Source organism: Sphingobium chlorophenolicum, from assembly GCF_000722875.1.
Classification (GTDB): domain Bacteria; phylum Pseudomonadota; class Alphaproteobacteria; order Sphingomonadales; family Sphingomonadaceae; genus Sphingobium; species Sphingobium chlorophenolicum.
In genome coordinates, this window is sequence record NZ_JFHR01000009.1 from 71,842 (window position 1) to 90,484 (window position 18,643).

Sequence of the window (18,643 nt, forward strand, 5' to 3'; positions counted from 1 at the left end):
GGAGAGGATGCCTGAAAGGCCTTTCCTATGTGCAGTGCGGCATGTATTTTCGCAAGTGCGAAAAGAATCGAGGAGTTGCAATTTTTGCATCTTGCCAACCGCCCCTTTTTACTGCTCAGTGGAACAAGGATGCTTGAAAGCGGGGTTGCGCGGCGTTTTGAGAAGAAGCAATGACGCGTCGCGGCGGTCCGGCCAGATGAATTGACGATTTATGCGTAGATTGCCGCCCCTTACGGCCCTGGAGGCCTTTGTGCAGGTTGCGCGCCTTGGATCGGTCAAGGCGGCTGCGGAGGAACTTGCGCTCTCGACTCCGGCGCTCAGCCGCCGGGTGCAGGCGCTGGAGCGGTTCATCGGCCGCCCCCTGTTCGACCGCAAGCATCAGGCGTTGGAGATCAACGCCGACGGGCAGCGATTGCTGGACGACATCGCCCCGGCGCTGGATTCGCTGAGCCAGGCGCTGGAGAATATCCAGAGCGGCGGCAACCAGTTGCGCCTGCGGCTGGCGGTCATGCCGCTGTTCGCGACGCAGCGGCTGTTCCCCCATCTGGGGGCGCTGCGCCAGCGGCATCCGCAGCTTCATATCGATATCGAAACAACCCCTTATGCCGTGGCGCGGCTGGGCGAAGGTCTAGACGCCGCCATCGTGCTGGCGAAGGATATCGACCCGGCGCTCTACGCCCATGAACTGGACCGCGACGAGGTCTATCTGATCGGACGCAAGGCGTTGCTGGAGGCGCCAAACGCGCTGACGTCGCCGCAGGAACTGGCCAATCACACCATATTGCTCCATCGCGACATGGCGCTGGCCTTCGAAGCGTGGAAGGAAGCGGCGGGCCTGCCCGACCTGCAACCGCTGGCGATCGACAATTATGATTCGGGCCAATTGATGCTGGAGGCGGCGGCCCAGGGGCTGGGCGTCGCCATATTGCATGCCAGCCATTATAATGAGGCACAGGATTCCCGCCTGGTCCGGCTGTTTCCGGAAAGCCGCGTCGAAAGCCCCTATCGCTATTATTTCGTTTGCCGCCCCCGCGCATTGCAGACCCGCGCCGTGCGCATCTTCCGCGACTGGCTGATCGGCGCGGATATATAATAGTGTCCGATCAACGCCTTGGCGCTTTTCGTTCGGCCCTTTCTTAACCTTGTTTCGCAGCCGTCGTTATAGCGGACATGACTGGGGCAACATCTTCCGCAAACGCGCAACATGGTCTGACCGACCGCCTGGCCCGCTGGGCCCGCGGCTTTTCGGGCAAGGCCGATCATGAGGACATGGACGAACCGGAGCAGCAGCAGCGCGCCCGCGCGGGCAGCGCGGCCAACCGGGAAATCGTCCGGCGGCGCAAGCTGTACGAGGATATCGGCGATTTCCTCTTCGCCCATGATCTGGACCTGACGCCGCTCAATTTCGGCGTGGCCCATGATTATCTGACCGGATCGCATATCGGCGTGGAAAAGGCCGTGAAGGCGGTGCTGGCGGAACGTGGCAAGATCACCAACGGCTGGATCGAAAATGTCGCCGCCGACCAGCGCAATGATGAGGTCACGCCCGAAGCGCTCGCCTCCATGCTCGACAAGGTCGAGGAGAATCTGTCGCAATTCACCGGCCTGATGACGGAATCGCGCAATTCGGCCAAGGATTATGGCGCGGCGTTGCAGGAAGAGGTGAAGGGGCTGGCCGCCAGCGCGGAAAATCAGCCGGTACTGGCGCGCCTGGTCTCGCTGACCCGATCGATGGTGGAAAAGACCCGCCAGGTCGAAGGCCAGCTACGCGACAATCAGAAGCAGACGCAATTGCTGAAATCCAACCTGGAAAGCGCGCGCCGCGCCGCCGAGCACGACCATCTGACCGGCCTGCCCAATCGCCGCGCCTTCGAAGGCACACTGCGCGAGGAACTGGAAATGGCGCATAAGGAAGGGCAGTCGCTGGCCGTAGCCTTTTGCGACATCGATCATTTCAAGGTGATCAACGATACCCACGGCCATGATACCGGCGACCGGGTGCTGAAATTCGTCGCCGGGCTGCTGGCCAAGGCGAGCAACGACCAATGCCATGTCGCCCGCCACGGCGGCGAGGAATTCGTCATGCTGTTCCGCGGCAAGACGGCGGCGGAGGCCTGCGAGGCGGTCGACAGCGTGCGGCAGGACCTGTCCACCCGCAGCCTGGTCAACCGGTCCAACGGGGAACGGATGGAGCGGGTGAGCTTTTCCGCCGGGGTCGCCAATGTGCTGGCCTATGAAGACCCCCGCGCCGCGTTGAAGGCGGCGGACCGGGCGCTCTATCTGGCCAAGGAACATGGCCGCAACCGGGTCTATCTGGCGGCCGAACTGGATTGAACCCTCACCTCCCCCTCCCGCTTGCGGGAGGGGGATTATCGTTTCAAAAATCCGGCTTTTCATAATGGGGCGGCGGGGTGATCACCTCCATCCGCTCCGACAGCAGGGGCCGGAAGGACGGGCGCGACTTGAAGCCCGCATACCAGCGCTTCACCGTCTCATGCCCGGCCCAGTCGATGCCGCCCAGATAGTCGGCCACCGACAGATGCGCCGCCGCCGCTATGTCGGCCAGACTAAGCGTCGGCCCCGCCATCCAGCTACGATGATCCAGCAGATAGTCCATATAATCCATATGGACGTTGGCCCGCTTCATCGCTTCCCGCAGCACGCGGGCATCCGGCGGCGCGCGCTCTATCAGGCGCTTCTTCATCCGCTCGTGCAGCAACGGGCCGACGACGTCGCCATAAAAATTCTGGTCGAAAAAGGCGGTCAGCCGCCGCACCTCCGCCCGACCCGCCGCCGTGCCGGAGATCAGCGGGAATTTCTCCACCGTCTCCTCGAAATATTCGCAGATCGCCTGACTGTCGATCAGGGTGTTGCCCTTTTCCTCATCCACCATCACCGGCGTCGTGCCGGCGGGGTTGAGGTCCAGAAATTCGTCCCGCGCCTCCCACGGCGATTCGCGCACCAGATCATAGCCCACGCCCTTTTCACCGAGCAGCAGACGAACCTTGCGCGAAAAGGGACAGAGCGGAAATTGGAAAAGTTGCCACATATTCCTTCCCTGTTAGGGCCAGCATGGCCATGCGAAAAGCGGCAAATGGCATGATCCCGCTTAATTCCGGGCCGATGATGGCGGAAACCCGGACGGAGCAGGAACGATCCCATCTTCCGGTCGCCGCTCCTTGGTTCTAGGAAGACTGGCAGGCGAGGATTTCGCACAGGAAAGGATGCCGCATGTCTGACGATTTTTTCCCGGTTCCTGGGGAATGGGCGGCATCCGCCCTGTTCGACCGGGATGGGCGCGCGGCAGATTATGAGCGATCGATCCGGAACGCCGACGCCTATTGGCTGGAACAGGCGAAGCGGCTCGACTGGGTGAATTTTCCGAGCCGAACCAATGAAAGCAGCTTCCACGAAGCCGATTTCGGGGTGAAATGGTTCGCCGACGGCGTGCTGAACGTCAGCGCCAACTGCATCGACCGACATCTGGCGACAAGGGGCGACCAGACGGCGATCCTCTGGGAACCCGACGCGCCGGAGGAAGAACCGCGCCGCTACAGCTATGCAGAGGTGCATGAGCAGGTCTGCCGCTTCGCCAATGTGCTGAAGGGCGCGGGCGCGAAGAAGGGCGACCGCATCACTGTCTACATGCCGATGATTCCGGAGGCCGCCTTTGCCCTGCTCGCCTGCGCGCGGATCGGGGCGATCCACAGCGTCGTGTTCGGCGGCTTTTCGCCCGAAGCGCTGGCGGGGCGGATCGTCGACTGCGATTCGACGCTGGTGATCACCGCCGATGAGGGCCGCCGCGCCGGCAAGAAGGTGCCGCTGAAGGCCAATGTCGACGCGGCGCTGAAGGAATGTCCCAGCGTCCGCAAGGTCGTCGTCGTCCAGGCGACCGGCGGCGCCATCGCGATGGAGGAAGGCCGCGACCTGTGGCTGCATGAGGAAGCGGCCGGGGTTTCAGCCGACTGTCCGCCCGAACCGATGAACGCGGAAGACCCGCTGTTCATCCTCTACACGTCCGGTTCGACCGGCAAGCCCAAGGGCGTGCTGCACACGACCGGCGGCTATCTGCTCTGGGCCAGCCTGACGCATGAGCTTTGCTTCGATTACCGGCCGGGCGACATCTACTGGTGCGCGGCGGATATCGGCTGGGTCACGGGGCATAGCTATATCGTCTACGGGCCGCTGGCGAACGGCGCGACCACATTGATGTATGAGGGCGTGCCCAACTATCCGACGCCCAGCCGCATCTGGGAAGTGGTGGACCGGCATCAGGTGCAGACCATCTTCACCGCCCCCACCGCATTGCGTGCACTGATGAAGGAAGGGGACGATTTCGTGACCCGCACCAGCCGCAAATCGCTGCGCCTGCTGGGCACGGTGGGCGAGCCGATCAATCCGGAGGCATGGCGCTGGTATCATCATGTCGTCGGCGAGGATCGCTGCCCGATCATCGACACCTGGTGGCAGACGGAAACGGGCGCGGCGATGATCGCGCCCATGCCGGGCGCGACCGACCTCAAGCCCGGCTCCGCCACCCTGCCGATGCCCGGCGTGGTGCCGCAGATCGTGGATGCGGAGGGCAAGGTGCTGGACGGCGCGGCGGAGGGCAATCTGGTCATCGCGCAAAGCTGGCCGGGGCAGATGCGCACCGTCTGGGGCGATCATGAGCGTTTCTTCCAGACCTATTTCACCACCTTCCCCGGCAAATACACCACCGGTGACGGGGCGCGGCGGGATGCGGACGGCTATTATTGGATCACGGGCCGCGTCGACGACGTCATCAACGTGTCCGGCCACCGCATGGGCACAGCGGAGGTCGAAAGCGCGCTGGTGCTGCATGAGGCGGTGGCGGAGGCGGCGGTGGTCGGCTTCCCGCACGACATCAAGGGGCAGGGCATCTACGCCTATGTGACTCTGAACAGCGGCGAGGAACCGAGCGAAGACTTGCGCAAGGCGCTGGTCGCCTGGGTGCGCGGCGAAATCGGGCCGATCGCGACGCCCGATGTCATCCAGTTCGCGCCCGGCCTGCCCAAGACCCGCTCCGGCAAGATCATGCGCCGCATCCTGCGCAAAATCGCGGAGGGCGAGGTGTCGGCCCAGGCGCTGGGCGATACCAGCACCCTTGCCGATCCGTCGGTGGTGGATAATCTGGTCGCCAATCGTCAGGGGTGAGGGCATTTCCCCCTCCCGCCTGCGGGAGGGGAATGGCTTGGATCGGCCTAAACCATTTCACCCATCAGCAAGCGCGGCAGCGCGCCGGATTGTCCCCGCGCCTCCGCCATGAAGCGGTTCTTGAGCAGCGACGTGCGCTGCACCGCCGCCAGCCCGGCGCGTCGGACCAGCGAAGGAATGCGTCCCGGCACGTCGAACAGCCGGACCAGCCCGTCCATCGCCACGCTGGTCATCATCGCGTCCAGCCCGCGCCAGCGCTGATAGCGCGCCAGCAACTGCGCATCGCCCGGATCGAGACCGAGCCGCATGCCCTCCACCAGCACCTCCACCAGCGCGGCGACATCGCGGAAACCAAGGTTGAGGCCCTGCCCGGCAATCGGATGGATCGCATGGGCGCTGTCCCCGACCAGCGCGAGCCGCGTGTCGGTGATCCGCGCCGCATGGTGGAAACCGAGCGGATAGCTGGAGCGCGGCCCGGCCAGCGCGATCTCGCCCAGGAAGCCGCCCATGCGCTTCTGCGCCTCCGCCAGCCAGGCGCGTTCGGACAGTTTGAGCATCGCCGGGGCCTGCTCCGTCGGCACGGTCCAGACGATGGCCGAACGGGTGCCCGGCAGCATCGGCAGCAGCGCGAAGGGGCCGCCGGGGTAGAATATCTCATAGGCCGTATTGGCGTGCGGCACTTCATGGTCGATGGCCGTCACCATCGCGACATGCTTGTAGTTCCAGCGCGTGGTGCGGATGCCCGCCGCTTCGCGGGTCGGGCTGTTGCGGCCCTCCGCCGCGATCAGCAGCGCGCCGTGGATCGTCTCCCCGCTGGCCAGGGTCAGCGTCACGCCGCCGGCGTGGCGGTCCACATGCAGCGCCCGGTCAGGCTGGAAACGGGTGAGATTCTCCGCCTTTTCCGCCGTCTGCGCCAAAGCGACGCGCAGGTCGCGATTGGGGAACATGATCCCCATCACACCGTCGTCCGCGTCCGGCGCGAAGTCGAGCGCGCCCGGTTCCAGCCCGTCGCTGACCCAGATGCGGTCGATGGGGCAACCCTTGCCGTCCAGATGGTCGGCCACGCCTATCGCCGACAGCATGGCGTGGCTGGTCGAACTGATGGCCGAAACCCGCCCGTCGAAACCGGCGGCAGTAGTCTCCACCGGATTGGCAGGATCGATCACGGCGCAGCGCACGCCATGGCCGGAAAGCGCGATGCCAAGGGTCAGACCGACCAGGCCAGCACCCAAAATGACGACGTCGAAGCGTTGCATGGCGGCGGTTCTAGGCGCTCACGAGGAGATTGGGAAGGGTATCCCATCCCCGTTCGCCCTGAGCTTGTCGAAGGGCTTTACTTCTTTTCTCAGCGCAACGCTTGAAAAGAAAAGTAATGGGTTTCGACAAGCTCAACCCGAACGGGGGAGAGGGCGCGATTATTAAATTTTCCGCACCCAGTTCGCCGGATCGGCCACCGTGCCGCGCTGGATGCCGGTCAGGTCGGCGCGCAGCCCTTCGGTCACAATGCCGCCGTCGCCATTGCCGATGGTGAAGTCGCCATTGACGCTCTTCACCGTGCCGATGGCGGTCACGACCGCCGCCGTGCCGCAGGCGAAGGCTTCGCGCAGCTTGCCGCTGGCGGCGTCGGCGCGCCACTGGGCGAAGCTGTACAGTTCCTCGCGCACCTCATGCCCCTTGGCGCGGGCGAGCGAGATGATGCTGTTGCGGGTGATGCCCGGCAGGATCGTGCCGGACAACGGCGGGGTAACGATCGACCCGTCGTCCATCACGAAGAAGACGTTCATGCCGCCCAGTTCCTCGACCCACTTGTTCTCGGCAGCATCAAGGAAGACGACCTGATCGCAACCATGCTGGATCGCTTCCTTCTGCGCCACCAGCGAAGCCGCATAGTTGCCGCCGCACTTGGCCGCGCCGGTGCCGCCCCGCGCGGCGCGGGTGAAATGTTCCGACACCCAGAGCGTGACCGCCTTCTTGCCGCCCTTGAAATAAGCGCCCGCAGGCGAAGCGATGACGCAGAAAATATATTCGTTCGCCGGACGCACGCCCAGGAAGGTCTCACTCGCGAACATGAAGGGGCGCAGATAGAGGCTGCCCTCGCCGCCCGGAATCCAGTCGGCATCGGTATTCACCAGCAATTCGACCGCTTCCAGGAACAACTCTTCGGGCAGGACAGGCATCGCCATGCGCTCGGCCGATTCGGCGAAGCGACGGGCATTTTCCTCCGGCCGGAACATGGCGATGCTGCCGTCCCCCAGTCGATAGGCCTTCATGCCTTCGAAGATTTCCTGCGCATAATGCAGCACGGCGCAGGCGGGATCGAGCTGGAACGGTTCGCGGGGACCGATGGCGTGGCTGTGCCAGCCCTGCCCCTCCGTATAGCGAATCGTCACCATATGGTCGGTGAAGAGCTTTCCGAAGCCGGGGTCCGCCAGCAACACGGCGCGCTGGTCAGCCGGTACGGCCTTGCCGCTGCGGGTGACGGTGAAGCGCGATGTCTGCTGGACGTCCATGACGAAAAACTCCTTTGGGTTGGACGGGGCCGCCTATGTCACAGTTGGCGGCGCGAAACAATCGGTCAATATTACTGACCCATATGCATTGCCATAGCCGATCCGATCCGGGTGGCATCTTGGCGCTGGAATGCGGCGCGGCTATCCTCTGTTCCATGCACTTTTTTTCCGACAATGCGACGCCGGTCTGCCCGGAGGTCATGGCCGCGATCATGGCCGCCGACCGGGCCGACCATGGCTATGACGGCGATGACTGGAGCGCCCGGCTGAACGGGGCCTTTTCCGACCTGTTCGGGACGGACGCGACAGCGCTGTGGATCGCGACCGGGACAGCGGCGAACAGCATCGCGCTGGCCTGCCTCTGCCCGCCCTATGGCGGCGTGATCTGCCATGAGGAGGCGCATATCGTCGTCGACGAATGCGGCGCGCCGGGCTTCTACACCCATGGCGCGAGCCTGATGGCGCTGCCCGGAGCAGGCGCGAAACTTTCACCCGACGCCGTGACCGAACGGCTGAAGGCGATACGCCCCGATGTGCATCAGGTGCCGGCGCGGGCGATCAGCATCACCCAGGCGACCGAATATGGGCTGGCCTACACCCCCGGCGAGGTGGCGGCGCTGGGCGCCGTTGCGCGGGAGCATGGGTTGGGTTTCCATATGGACGGGGCGCGCTTCGCCAATGCGGTAGCGCATCTGGGCTGCCATCCGGGCGACGTGACCTGGCGGGCGGGGGTCGACATCCTCTCCTTCGGCTGCGTCAAGAATGGCGGGATGATCGGGGAGGCGCTGGTCTTCTTCGGCGACCGGGCGGAGGCGCGGGCGGCGGAGGCGGCTCGCTGGCGCAAGCGGGCCGGGCATCTCTTTTCCAAGGGGCGCTATCTGGCGGCGCAGTTGCTGGCGATGATGGAGGGCGACCTCTGGCTGCGCAATGCGCGGGCGGCCAATGCGGCGGCGCAGGCGCTCGCGGAGGGAGCGGCGAGGCGGTTGCTGCATCCGGTCGAGGCCAATGAGCTGTTCCTGCGGCTGAGCGAAGCGGAAAGGGCGCGGTTGCGGGCGCAGGGCTTCGATTTCTACGACTGGGGCACGGATGCGGCGCGGCTAGTCACCAACTGGTCGCAGGATGCCGCCAGCGTGCAGCCCCTGGCCGACGCGCTGAGGGCGTTGGAGAAATGAGCGAGGGCAAGGGCGTCGTCCTGCCCTTCATCCTCGTCACGCTGATCTGGAGTTCGACCTGGATCGTCATCCGCGATCAGTTGGGCAGCGTGCCGCCAAGCTGGTCGGTCTGCTACCGCTTCCTGCTGGCGGGGGTGGCCATGGCGATCTTCGCCAAGGCACGCCGCGTGCCGTTGAACATCGGTGGCCGGGGGCTGGTCTTTGCCGGGCTGCTGGGGGTGGCGCAGTTCGTGATGAACTTCAACTTCGTCTATCGCGCAGAGCATTTTCTGACATCCGGCGTGGTGGCGGTGGTCTATGCGATGCTGCTGATCCCCAACAGCATCCTCGCCTATCTCTTCTTCCGCCAACCGGTGGGCCGGGCGTTCGTCGCGGGGTCGGTGGTGGCGGTCGCGGGAATCGCGCTGATGCTGGCGCATGAGGCGGCGAGCGTGCGGTCGGACGGTGTGCTGCTAGGCGCGGCCTTGGCAGTCGCCGGGCTGTTGAGCGCGTCGGTCGCCAATGTGATGCAGGGGATGGAGATCGCCCGGCGGCTGCCGATGGTGGCGGTGCTCGCATGGGCGATGCTGATCGGCGCGGCGGTGGATGGGCTGTTCGCCTGGGTCACGGTCGGGCCGCCGGTAGTGGAGGCGCGGTGGAGCTATCTGGCCGGGATCGCATGGCTGGGGCTGGCGGGTTCGGTCGTGACCTTCCCGCTTTATTTCCGGCTGATCCAGAGGATGGGCGCGGGACGGGCGGCCTATACCAGCGTGCTGATCCCGGTGATCGCGATGCTGATCTCCACGCTGGCGGAGGGTTATCGCTGGACCGCGCTGGCGGGTGCCGGTGCGCTGCTGGCGATGGCAGGGATGGTCGTGGCGCTGCGGACCAAGCAGGTTTAGGCGCGACGTGCTCCTGCAAAGGCAGGAGCCCAGTTCAGACGGCGGGACTGGGCTCCTGCCTTCGCAGGAGCACGGTATCTATTGGTGCGGGATAATCCTTAACGGCGCATGCCCTGCTGGTAGAGGCGCTTCGCCGCATTCACCCGGTCGATCAGGCTGGCGAGCGGGACCGGGGCGGAGACGGCGCGTTCGGGCAGGGTCAGACCGTTGATGCGCTGACCCAAGACGGTGAAGGCGTGATCGAAACGGTCCATCTCTTTAGTCCCCGAAAGCTGACAGGACAGCCATCGGACAGGGATGGTTAAGAAGACGTTAGCGATATCCTGGCTTTGCGGCAGGCCGAGTCAGAGGCAGGCGGGCAACCCCTCGCGATAGGTTGGATATCGGGGGGACCAGCCCAGCAAGCGCTTGGCCCGACCGTTCGCGACGCGCCGGTTTTCTGCATAGAAGGACTGCGCCATGGGCGTGAGCTGCGCCTCTTCAAGCGTCAGGAGCGGCGGCAGGGGCATGCCGAGCATGGCGCTGGCGGCTTCGATCAGCCGGTTCTGCGCGCAGGGCAGATCGTCCGAAAGATTGTAGATGCCCGGCGGTCCCTGGTAGAGAGAGGCGGCGATGCCCGCGACGATGTCGTCGACATGGGCACGGCTGAACACCTGGTCGGGCAGGTCGATGCGATGCGCCCTCCCCTGCCGCACGCGGTCCAGCACCGAGCGTCCAGGGCCGTAGATGCCCGGCAGGCGGAAGCGCCGCATGTCGGCGCGCAGTTCGCCCCAATCGGCATCGGCTTGCGCCCTGACGGCGCGGCGGCCCCGGCGGAGAGGAGTGGCTTCATCCACCCATGCGCCCGCCGCATCGCCATAGACGCCGGTGGAGGAGAGATAGCCGGTCCAGATTGCAGGCGCGGCGGCGATGGCCGCGCCGTAGCGGGTGAGGACGGGGTCTGCATCGCCTTCGGGCGGGACGGAGGAGAGGATATGGCTGGCCTGCGCGATGGCAACGCGGACGGCGTTTTCGTCATCGAAGGCCAGCGCTTCGGCATCGGCGGTGCGGCGGACGCCGGTGATGCGCCAACCTTCTTCGCGAAGGCGCACAGCCAAGCGGGAAGCGGTGTAGCCCTGCCCCAGAATGAGCATATGCGGCATGAACCGCTATCCCTCAGACCGTGAAGCTCTCGCCGCAGCCGCAACTGCCCTTGGCATTGGGGTTGCTGAAGACGAAGCCCGCGGTGAAATCGTCCTCCACCCAGTCCATGGTCGAACCGACCAGATAGAGCACCGACGCGCCGTCGATATAGAAGGTGCCGCCGGGGGTTTCGATCTTCTCGTCGAACTTGGCTTCCTCGCTCACATAGTCGACCGAATAGGCGAGGCCCGAACAGCCCCGGCGCGGCGTCGACAGCTTGACCCCGATGGTGCCTTCGGGCGCCTGCGCCATCAGGTCGGCGATGCGCTGCTCGGCGGCTGGCGTCAGGATGACGGCAGCGGGGCGGGCGCGGATTTTCGTCTCAACAGTCATCAGAGCATTCCCAGTTCGAGCTTGGCTTCGTCCGACATTTTCTGCGGATCCCATGGCGGATCCCAGACGAGGTTCACCTGCGCATCGCCCACGCCCGGCACCGCACCGACGCGCAGTTCGACTTCGCCGGGCATGGATTCAGCGACGGGGCAGTGCGGCGTGGTCAGCGTCATGGTGACGACCGCATGGCCATCCTCCGTCACGTCGACGCCGTAGACGAGGCCCAGATCATAGATGTTGACCGGAATTTCCGGGTCGTAAATTTCCTTGAGCGCGTCGATGATCGCATCGTACAGGCTGCCGCCGGGTTCGCCGACGGGCGTTTCGGCGGGTTTCTGTGCGAGGAAGCCATCCAGATAATCGCGCTGGCGGGGTTCCTCTTCGACACGCACCTTGGGCGGGGTTTCGACCGCCTCGACCTCTTCCACCATTATCTTCCGCTCTTCGCTCATCCGAAGATTTTCCTTACCCGTTCAATGCCTTTGACCAGCGCATCCACATCGCTTTCGTCGCTGTAGATGCCGAAGCTGGCCCGTGCGGTCGCCTCAACGCCGAGATGGCGCATCAGCGGCTGCGCGCAATGATGCCCCGCCCTTATGGCAACGCCCGTTTCGTCCAATATGGTGCCTACATCGTGCGGATGCACCCCCTCGACCTCGAAAGAGAGAATTCCGGCGCTGTCCTCCGGCCCGAAGACGCGGACGCTGTTCAGGCTTTCCAGCGCGGCCCGCGCTTTCCCGACCAGCGCGCATTCATGGGCGTGGATCGCGTCCAGGCCGATGGCCTGCACATAATCGATCGCCGCCAACAGGCCGACGACGCCGGTGATGTGCGGCGTTCCCGCCTCGAACCGGGTGGGAGGAGGGGCGTAGGTGGTTTTTTCGAACGTCACCTTGTCGATCATCGACCCGCCGCCCTGATAGGGGGGCATGGCGTCCAGCAATTCCTTCCGTCCCCAGAGCGCGCCTATGCCGGTCGGGCCATAAAGCTTGTGCGCGGAAAAGACGTAGAAGTCGCAGTCCAGCGCCTGCACGTCGACAGCGAGGCGCGGCACGGCCTGACAGCCGTCGATCAGGATTTTCGCGCCGACGCTGTGCGCGATGTCGGCGGCGCGGCGGACGTCGAGCACGCTGCCCAGCACGTTCGACACATGGGCCAGCGCGACCATCTTGTGCGCGGGGGTGATCATGGCGGCCATGGCGTCAAGGTCGATCTTGCCGTCCGGGGTGAGCAGCACCACGTCGATCTGCGCGCCGACTTTCTCCGCCGCGATCTGCCAGGGGACGATGTTGCTGTGATGCTCCAGCATCGAAAGCAGGATGCGGTCGCCGCCCTTGAGCTGCGTGCCAGCCCAGCATTGGGCGACGAGGTTGATGCCCTCCGTCGCGCCGCGGACATAGACGATCTCGCTGTCCGACGCCGCGCCGATGAACTGCGCGACCTTGCGGCGGGCGGCTTCATAGGCCAGCGTCATGTTGGCGGAGCGTTCATAGACGCCGCGATGGACCGTCGCATAGTCCGGGCCATAGGCGCGGGCGATGGCGTCGATCACCGCGTTGGGCTTCTGCGCGGTGGCGGCGCTGTCCAGATAGTGCCAGTCGCCGACGCCGGGGAAATCATCCCTGAGCCGCAAACCTCCGTTCCTGGTGGCAGGCTCCGTCATACCAGCGTCTCCAGCTTGGCGAGGGCGGCGGCTTCGAGGCTGCCCTTGACGGCTTCGTCGGCCACATCGTCGAAAACGCCAGCGACGAAGGCCTTCAGCAGCAGCGTCTTGGCCGTCGCCGGGTCCATGCCCCGGCTGGCCATGTAGAAGAGGGCCTGTTTATCCAGTTCGCCCACGGTCGCGCCATGGGCGCATTTCACGTCGTCGGCGTAGATTTCCAATTCCGGCTTGGCATTGGCCGTTGCGGTGCGGTCGAGCAGCATCGCCTTCACCGACTGGAAGGCGTCGGTGCGCTGCGCGTCGCGGGCGACGTTGATGCTGCCCAGATAGCTGCCGGTGGCATGCTGGCCCAGGATGGAGCGGATCGTCTGGCCGCTGGTCGCGTCCGGCTGCGCATGGGTGACGGAGGTGATGATCTCCAGCACCTGATCGCCGCCGCCGATGATCGCGCCGTTCAGTTCGAAATGGGAACCCTTGCCCAGCGTGACGGCGAAGGTTACGCGGCCCAGCTTTCCGCCGATATTGAGGACGTGGAAGTCGCAGCGCGCGCCGTCCGCGATGGTGATCGCATAATCATGCACCGCCGCCGCGCCGTCCGCCGCGTCCTGCAACAGATGATGGCGCACGCTTTCCCCGGCGGCGACATCGATGCGCGTCGGGGCGGGCGTCGGCCAGACGGTCGCGAGCGCGTCGAGGTCGCTGTAGCGCCATTCCTCGGCCTTGCGCGTGGGAAGGGTGAGCGTGGTCACGCCGCCGCCACCTCCGCATAGCCTTCGCGTTCCAGTTCCAACGCCAGTTCAGGGCCGCCCGACTTCACGATCCGTCCCCCGGCGAGCACATGGACAAAGTCCGGCTTCACATAGTCGAGCAGGCGCTGATAGTGGGTGATCAGCAGCACCGCCTTGTCGGGCTTGCGCATGATGGCGTTTATGCCCGCGCCCACGATCTTGAGCGCGTCGATGTCGAGGCCGGAGTCGGTCTCGTCCAATATCGCCAGCTTCGGGTCGAGAATGCCCATCTGCACCATTTCGGCGCGCTTCTTCTCGCCGCCGGAAAAGCCGACATTCACCGGACGCTTCAGCATCTCCATGTCGAGGCCGAGCAGGGCCGCCTTCTCCTTGGCGAGCTTGATGAATTCGCCGCCCGACAGCGGTTCCTCGCCCCGCGCCTTGCGCTGGCTGTTCAGGCTCTCGCGCAGGAATTGCAGGTTGGAGACGCCGGGGATTTCGACCGGATATTGGAAGCCCAGGAACAAGCCCGCGGCGGCGCGCTCGTGCGGCTCCAAGCTGAACAAGTTCACACCGTTAAACGAGGCATCGCCGCCGGTAACCTGATACCCTGGACGACCGCCCAGCGTATAGGCCAGCGTCGACTTACCCGCGCCGTTCGGACCCATGATCGCGTGGATTTCGCCCGCCTTGATGGAGAGCGACAGGCCCTTCAGGATCGCCTTGCCGTCGATTTCGTTGGCGAGATTGTCGATCGTCAGCATCACTTATCCCCAAAACTCACTTAGCGTGCGCGCGCTGGAGCGTCCGCGCTGTCCAGAAGGCCATGTCCCGCACATCGCCGGGCGCGGGGAACAGCGTGTCGATATGGCGCTTGATCGGCATATAGGGCCACCAGTCGGCGCCCGGTTCGGGCGCGCCCTTTTCCAGCACGCCGGTCACGAATTCGGTCACCGGACCCATGCGGGCGAGGTTGGGGGCCTTCGCCTTGTGGAAGGCCTTGTCGGATTTCAGCTTCTCCGTGAAGGCGGCGTCGCCCTTGTCCAGCGCGTCCCGGCATTCGGCCTGATAAGCATCCAGATCGCCGAAATCCTTGACGGCGCGGGCCTGGAGTTCGCCATCCTCCAGATCATAATCCTCTGTCAGGATGCGGATCGCGGCGGTCCATGCCTGGCCATTGCCGACATCCTCCGCGAAATCGGCGAGGGCGTCTTGGATATCGTCTTCGTCGCTCAAGAGTCTTGGTCCTCTAAAAGCCCCTTCCCTTCAGGGGAGGGGTTGGGGTGGGGGCTGGCCCAACGATCCGGCGCCTGTTGGAGCGCGCTGAGGATCGTTTCGCAGACCCCATCGATGTTATGCATCACCTCAAGATTGGTGCCGCGGATGATCTGGTAGCCCATATCGCTGAGCGCTGCGTCGCGCCGATCGTCGGAATGCGCGATGTGGGTATCGCCGTCGACCTCAACAATCAGCGCCCTTTGCGGGCAGAGGAAGTCCGCGATGAACGGGCCGATTACGGACTGGCGGCGGAATTTATAGCCGCCGAGTTGCGAGCGCGAGAGCTTGGCCCAGAGGCGCTTTTCCGGTTCCGTCGGCTCATGGCGCATTTCGCGGGCGAAGCCTGTCAATTGAGCCAGGCGACCAGCGGAGAGCCCCCACCCCCGACCCCTCCCCTGAAGGGGAGGGGAGTTTAGGCGGGTAGCTTGATCGAGAGGGTTTAGACTTCTCAACCGACCGATCCTTCCAGCGAAATGCCGAGCAGCTTCTGCGCCTCTACCGCGAACTCCATGGGGAGTTGTTGCAGCACTTCGCGCGCGAAGCCGTTGACGATCAGGCTGACGGCCGCCTCCTGATCCAGGCCGCGTTGCAGCGCGTAGAAAAGCTGGTCGTCGCTGATCTTGCTGGTCGTCGCTTCATGCTCGATCTGCGCGCTGGGGTTGCGCACCTCGATATAGGGCACGGTGTGCGCGCCGCACTGGTCGCCCAGCAGCAGGCTGTCGCATTGGGTGAAGTTGCGCACGCCCTCCGCGCCCGGCGCGACGCGGACGAGGCCGCGATAGGTGTTGTTGCTGCGGCCCGCCGAAATGCCCTTCGACACGATGGTCGAGCGCGACCCCTTGCCGTTGTGGATCATCTTGGTGCCGGTGTCGGCCTGTTGCAGATTGTTGGTGAGCGCCACCGAATAGAATTCGCCCACGCTATTCTCGCCGTTCAGCACGCAGCTTGGATATTTCCAGGTGATGGCGGAGCCGGTTTCGACCTGGGTCCAGCTTACCTTGCTGTTGCGTCCCTGGCAGAGCGCCCGCTTGGTCACGAAATTATAGATGCCGCCCTTGCCGTTCTCATCGCCGGGATACCAGTTCTGGACGGTCGAATATTTGATCTCCGCATCGTCCAGCGCGACCAGTTCGACGACCGCCGCGTGAAGCTGGTTCTCGTCGCGCATCGGGGCGGTGCAGCCTTCGAGATAGCTAACATAGCTGCCCTCGTCCGCGACGATCAGCGTGCGTTCGAACTGGCCCGTATTCTCGGCATTGATGCGGAAATAGGTGCTGAGTTCCATCGGGCAGCGTACGCCCTTCGGGATGTAGACGAAGGTGCCGTCGGAAAAGACCGCGCAATTGAGCGTGGCGAAATAATTGTCGTGCATCGGCACGACCTTGCCCAGCCACTTCTTCACCAGGTCGGGATATTCACGCACCGCCTCACTGATGGAGCGGAAGATGACGCCCGCTTCCTCCAGTTCCTTGCGGAAGGTGGTGGCGACGGACACGCTGTCGAACACCGCGTCGACCGCCACCTTGCGGCTGTTCTTCACCCCGGCCAGCACTTCCTGTTCGGCGATGGGGATGCCCAGCTTTTCATAGGTGGCGCGGATTTCCGGGTCGAGTTCGTCCAGCGACTCCAGTTCCGCCTTCTTCTTCGGCTCGGCGTAATAATAAGCGTCCTGGTAGTCGATGGGCGGGATGTTGAGCTTGGCCCAGTCCGGCGACTCCATCTTCTGCCACATGGCGAACGCCTTCAGCCTCCATTCCAGCAGCCATTCCGGTTCGTTCTTCTTGGCCGAGATGAAGCGGACCGTATCCTCATTCAGCCCCTTGGGCGCGAAATCCTGCTCGATGGCGGAAGACCAGCCATGTTCGTACGCGGAGGCGCGCTCGGCGGCCTCATGCGCTTCGACGTTGCGAACGGTGGTGGCTTCTTCAGTCATAGCGTCTGCTCTGCAACTCGTTGCTCGACTTCGCCCGAAACGAACGGAGCCGGGGTTACTTCTCTGGCAAGGCTGGCGATGGTGACGCCCGCAAGCGCCGACCGGATCGCATTGTTCGCCACATTCATATGCGGGCGGATGCGGCATTCCTGCTCCAGAGAGCAGTCATGCGCGCCCATTTCGCTGCAGGCGGTCATGGCGATGGGGCCTTCCACCGCCTCCACCACATCGGCGAGCGTGATCGCGGCGGGCGGGCGGCTGAGGCGGACGCCGCCGCCCGTCCCACGACTCGATTCGAGCAGGCCAGCGGCGGACAGGCGGCTCACCAGCTTCTGCGCGGTGGGCAGGGGAATGCCGGTTTCGGCGGAAAGCGTGGTCGCGTTCATCTTCGTCGCTCCACAGTGGCGGGCGGCGGCGGACATCAGCACCACGGCATAATCTGCGAAACTCGAAAGCCTCATGACCCTATGTCTTGCGAACCGTTCTCAAATCGGATCGAATCAATCCGATTGCGCATGTGGTCCCGCCTACGGATGGAATCAAGGCATTTTTGTTCGGGAGGAAGGCTTAGCTGAAGCGGTTGATCACAGCCACGTCTCCGCCCAGCGAGCGGCGCAGCAGGGTAAGCTGGGCCACGGCGCTGGGTTCGGTCTGCAACTGGTGCGGGGTCAGGCCGATGAAATGCTTGATCTCCCGAATGAAATGCGACTGGTCGTAGAAGCGCCCGTCGTCGCACAGCGCCTGCCAGCTTTCATGGTCGAGCGCGATCCTGGCGCTGCACCGCAACGCACGATATTTGCGCGCCAGCAGCTTGGGCGGGCAGCCATAATATTTGTTGGTGAGGCGAGCGAGCTGGCGCGGGGAGAGGCCGGTGATGTCGGCCAGCGTCTCGATCCGCGGGGAGCCTTCCCCCATCAGCCAGCCGTCCACCGCCTCCAGCAGCCGCCATGTCGATTCGGGCAGCGGGACCAGCTTTTCGGCGAGGAAGGCCCAGCAAAGCGCCGCCATCTCCTCCGCATCGGCGGCGGCGCGCAGCCTTTCCAGCAAGGCGCGATATTCCGGAAGATGCCCCATATCCTTGACCCGGTCGGTCAACGTGCTGGCGTCGCCGCCATGCAGGGCGATCCATCCCGCCGGCAGCAGGGAAATGCCGACCACCCGGCCGGGACCGTCCAGTTCGAACCGGGTCGCGCCCAGCGTCGGCCCCAGCAGGCAGATTTCGGGGGTCCGGGCGATCGTTCCGTCATGGAAATGATAGTCGCCGCTATTTTCCAGCATGAAGCGAAGTTGCGGCACGTCGGCGCGGGTCACATCGGAATATTGACCGGCGGTTTCGGTAAAGATGTAGAGCGATCCGAAATAGGCGTTCAGTTGTTCCGGCAACGCGAAGTAGCGCAAACGTACCGGTCCCTGCGCGGCATCGACCGTATAGGACAATGGCGCCTGCCCGTCTCTTGCAGTGATATTTGGCGCCCCCCCGGGCGCTTCGCTATTATGCGACCGCATATCTCACCCCAAGGCGCAATATGCGCCATCGCGGTCAAGGTGCAAGGGCTATGCTTAACGGGATATCACTTTCCGTCTTGTCCGGAGACGATGAACGGCCCCTCTCCATAAAAATGACCCGGCGGTTTTCACCGCCGGGTCAGGAAAAGGTCTCGTCAGCCATAGGGCCTAGAGCCTTCGGGTCGCAGGACTCTCTTACGTCCGAATCGGGGAAATTTTATTGGATGGATCGGACATTAGCCGGACCAAAACGGGACGAATCCCAATGAATCTTGTTAAGAA

20 protein-coding genes are annotated in these 18,643 nt (G+C 64.4%); 5 read left to right on the top strand and 15 right to left on the bottom strand.

Annotation, left to right across the window (positions count from 1 at the left end; all coding sequences use genetic code 11):
- Window positions 1–211: 211 nt before the first annotated feature.
- Together BV95_RS05525 and BV95_RS05530 are read left to right on the top strand one after the other, a co-directional pair.
- A complete protein-coding gene (locus tag BV95_RS05525) occupies window positions 212–1,093 on the top strand; it encodes a LysR substrate-binding domain-containing protein (protein ID WP_037448486.1) in 882 nt (293 codons plus the stop codon).
- 77 nt (window positions 1,094–1,170) lie between these two features.
- Window positions 1,171–2,334: a GGDEF domain-containing protein gene (locus tag BV95_RS05530; protein WP_037448489.1), complete on the top strand. Its 1,164-nt coding sequence runs from the start codon at window positions 1,171–1,173 to the stop codon at window positions 2,332–2,334.
- Window positions 2,335–2,377: 43 nt separating this feature from the next.
- Here BV95_RS05530 and BV95_RS05535 read toward each other — a convergent pair whose 3' ends face one another.
- Entirely contained in the window at window positions 2,378–3,049 is a 672-nt protein-coding gene (locus BV95_RS05535; RefSeq protein WP_037448492.1) for a glutathione S-transferase family protein, read from the bottom strand.
- Between the two features lie 182 nt (window positions 3,050–3,231).
- On the opposite strand from BV95_RS05535, the gene acs reads away from it, so the two are divergent.
- Window positions 3,232–5,175 carry an acetate--CoA ligase gene (gene acs, locus BV95_RS05540; RefSeq protein WP_037448495.1) on the top strand — a complete coding sequence of 648 codons (1,944 nt, stop codon included), beginning with the start codon at window positions 3,232–3,234 and terminating at the stop codon, window positions 5,173–5,175.
- A 47-nt stretch (window positions 5,176–5,222) separates the two neighbouring features.
- On the opposite strand, the gene BV95_RS05545 is transcribed toward acs, so the two are convergent.
- Both BV95_RS05545 and BV95_RS05550 read right to left on the bottom strand, forming a co-directional pair.
- Window positions 5,223–6,431 carry a UbiH/UbiF/VisC/COQ6 family ubiquinone biosynthesis hydroxylase gene (locus BV95_RS05545; RefSeq protein WP_037448498.1) on the bottom strand — a complete coding sequence of 403 codons (1,209 nt, stop codon included), beginning with the start codon at window positions 6,429–6,431 and terminating at the stop codon, window positions 5,223–5,225.
- A 162-nt stretch (window positions 6,432–6,593) separates the two neighbouring features.
- The gene (locus BV95_RS05550; RefSeq protein WP_037448501.1) at window positions 6,594–7,685 is read right to left on the bottom strand and encodes a branched-chain amino acid aminotransferase; all 1,092 of its coding nucleotides are present in this window, start codon (window positions 7,683–7,685) and stop codon (window positions 6,594–6,596) included.
- Window positions 7,686–7,840: 155 nt separating this feature from the next.
- On the opposite strand from BV95_RS05550, the gene BV95_RS05555 reads away from it, so the two are divergent.
- Together BV95_RS05555 and BV95_RS05560 are read left to right on the top strand one after the other, a co-directional pair.
- Complete coding sequence (locus BV95_RS05555; RefSeq protein ID WP_037448504.1) at window positions 7,841–8,857, top strand: threonine aldolase family protein; 1,017 nt, start codon at window positions 7,841–7,843, stop codon at window positions 8,855–8,857.
- Window positions 8,854–9,738 carry a DMT family transporter gene (locus tag BV95_RS05560; protein WP_037448507.1) on the top strand — a complete coding sequence of 295 codons (885 nt, stop codon included), beginning with the start codon at window positions 8,854–8,856 and terminating at the stop codon, window positions 9,736–9,738. The genes BV95_RS05555 and BV95_RS05560 overlap by 4 nt, the downstream gene beginning before the upstream one ends.
- A gap of 98 nt (window positions 9,739–9,836) precedes the next feature.
- Here BV95_RS05560 and BV95_RS24260 read toward each other — a convergent pair whose 3' ends face one another.
- The 12 genes from BV95_RS24260 to BV95_RS05615 form a co-directional block, all read right to left on the bottom strand.
- Window positions 9,837–9,992: a hypothetical protein gene (locus BV95_RS24260; protein ID WP_169804650.1), complete on the bottom strand. Its 156-nt coding sequence runs from the start codon at window positions 9,990–9,992 to the stop codon at window positions 9,837–9,839.
- Window positions 9,993–10,082: 90 nt separating this feature from the next.
- Window positions 10,083–10,880, bottom strand: coding sequence for a Rossmann-fold NAD(P)-binding domain-containing protein (locus tag BV95_RS05565; RefSeq protein WP_037448509.1), 798 nt, complete (start codon window positions 10,878–10,880; stop codon window positions 10,083–10,085).
- A 13-nt stretch (window positions 10,881–10,893) separates the two neighbouring features.
- Window positions 10,894–11,253: a HesB/IscA family protein gene (locus BV95_RS05570; protein WP_037448511.1), complete on the bottom strand. Its 360-nt coding sequence runs from the start codon at window positions 11,251–11,253 to the stop codon at window positions 10,894–10,896.
- Entirely contained in the window at window positions 11,253–11,705 is a 453-nt protein-coding gene (locus BV95_RS05575) for an SUF system Fe-S cluster assembly protein (RefSeq protein WP_037448513.1), read from the bottom strand. The genes BV95_RS05570 and BV95_RS05575 overlap by 1 nt, the downstream gene beginning before the upstream one ends.
- The gene (locus BV95_RS05580; RefSeq protein ID WP_037448515.1) at window positions 11,702–12,916 is read right to left on the bottom strand and encodes an aminotransferase class V-fold PLP-dependent enzyme; all 1,215 of its coding nucleotides are present in this window, start codon (window positions 12,914–12,916) and stop codon (window positions 11,702–11,704) included. Before BV95_RS05580 ends, BV95_RS05575 begins: the two co-directional genes overlap by 4 nt.
- Window positions 12,913–13,665, bottom strand: coding sequence for a SufD family Fe-S cluster assembly protein (locus BV95_RS05585; protein WP_037448517.1), 753 nt, complete (start codon window positions 13,663–13,665; stop codon window positions 12,913–12,915). Before BV95_RS05585 ends, BV95_RS05580 begins: the two co-directional genes overlap by 4 nt.
- Window positions 13,662–14,408 (bottom strand): Fe-S cluster assembly ATPase SufC, encoded by a 747-nt coding sequence (sufC, locus tag BV95_RS05590; protein WP_037448520.1) that lies wholly within the window; start codon window positions 14,406–14,408, stop codon window positions 13,662–13,664. Before sufC ends, BV95_RS05585 begins: the two co-directional genes overlap by 4 nt.
- Window positions 14,409–14,424: 16 nt before the next feature.
- The gene (locus BV95_RS05595) at window positions 14,425–14,880 is read right to left on the bottom strand and encodes a hypothetical protein (protein ID WP_037448521.1); all 456 of its coding nucleotides are present in this window, start codon (window positions 14,878–14,880) and stop codon (window positions 14,425–14,427) included.
- A complete protein-coding gene (locus BV95_RS05600) occupies window positions 14,877–15,272 on the bottom strand; it encodes an endonuclease domain-containing protein (protein ID WP_255265406.1) in 396 nt (131 codons plus the stop codon). Before BV95_RS05600 ends, BV95_RS05595 begins: the two co-directional genes overlap by 4 nt.
- Window positions 15,273–15,370: 98 nt before the next feature.
- A complete protein-coding gene (gene sufB / locus BV95_RS05605; protein WP_037448526.1) occupies window positions 15,371–16,855 on the bottom strand; it encodes a Fe-S cluster assembly protein SufB in 1,485 nt (494 codons plus the stop codon).
- Window positions 16,852–17,316: an RrF2 family transcriptional regulator gene (locus BV95_RS05610; protein WP_037448528.1), complete on the bottom strand. Its 465-nt coding sequence runs from the start codon at window positions 17,314–17,316 to the stop codon at window positions 16,852–16,854. Before BV95_RS05610 ends, sufB begins: the two co-directional genes overlap by 4 nt.
- 106 nt (window positions 17,317–17,422) lie before the next feature.
- The gene (locus tag BV95_RS05615; RefSeq protein ID WP_037448660.1) at window positions 17,423–18,253 is read right to left on the bottom strand and encodes a helix-turn-helix domain-containing protein; all 831 of its coding nucleotides are present in this window, start codon (window positions 18,251–18,253) and stop codon (window positions 17,423–17,425) included.
- Window positions 18,254–18,643: the final 390 nt, after the last annotated feature.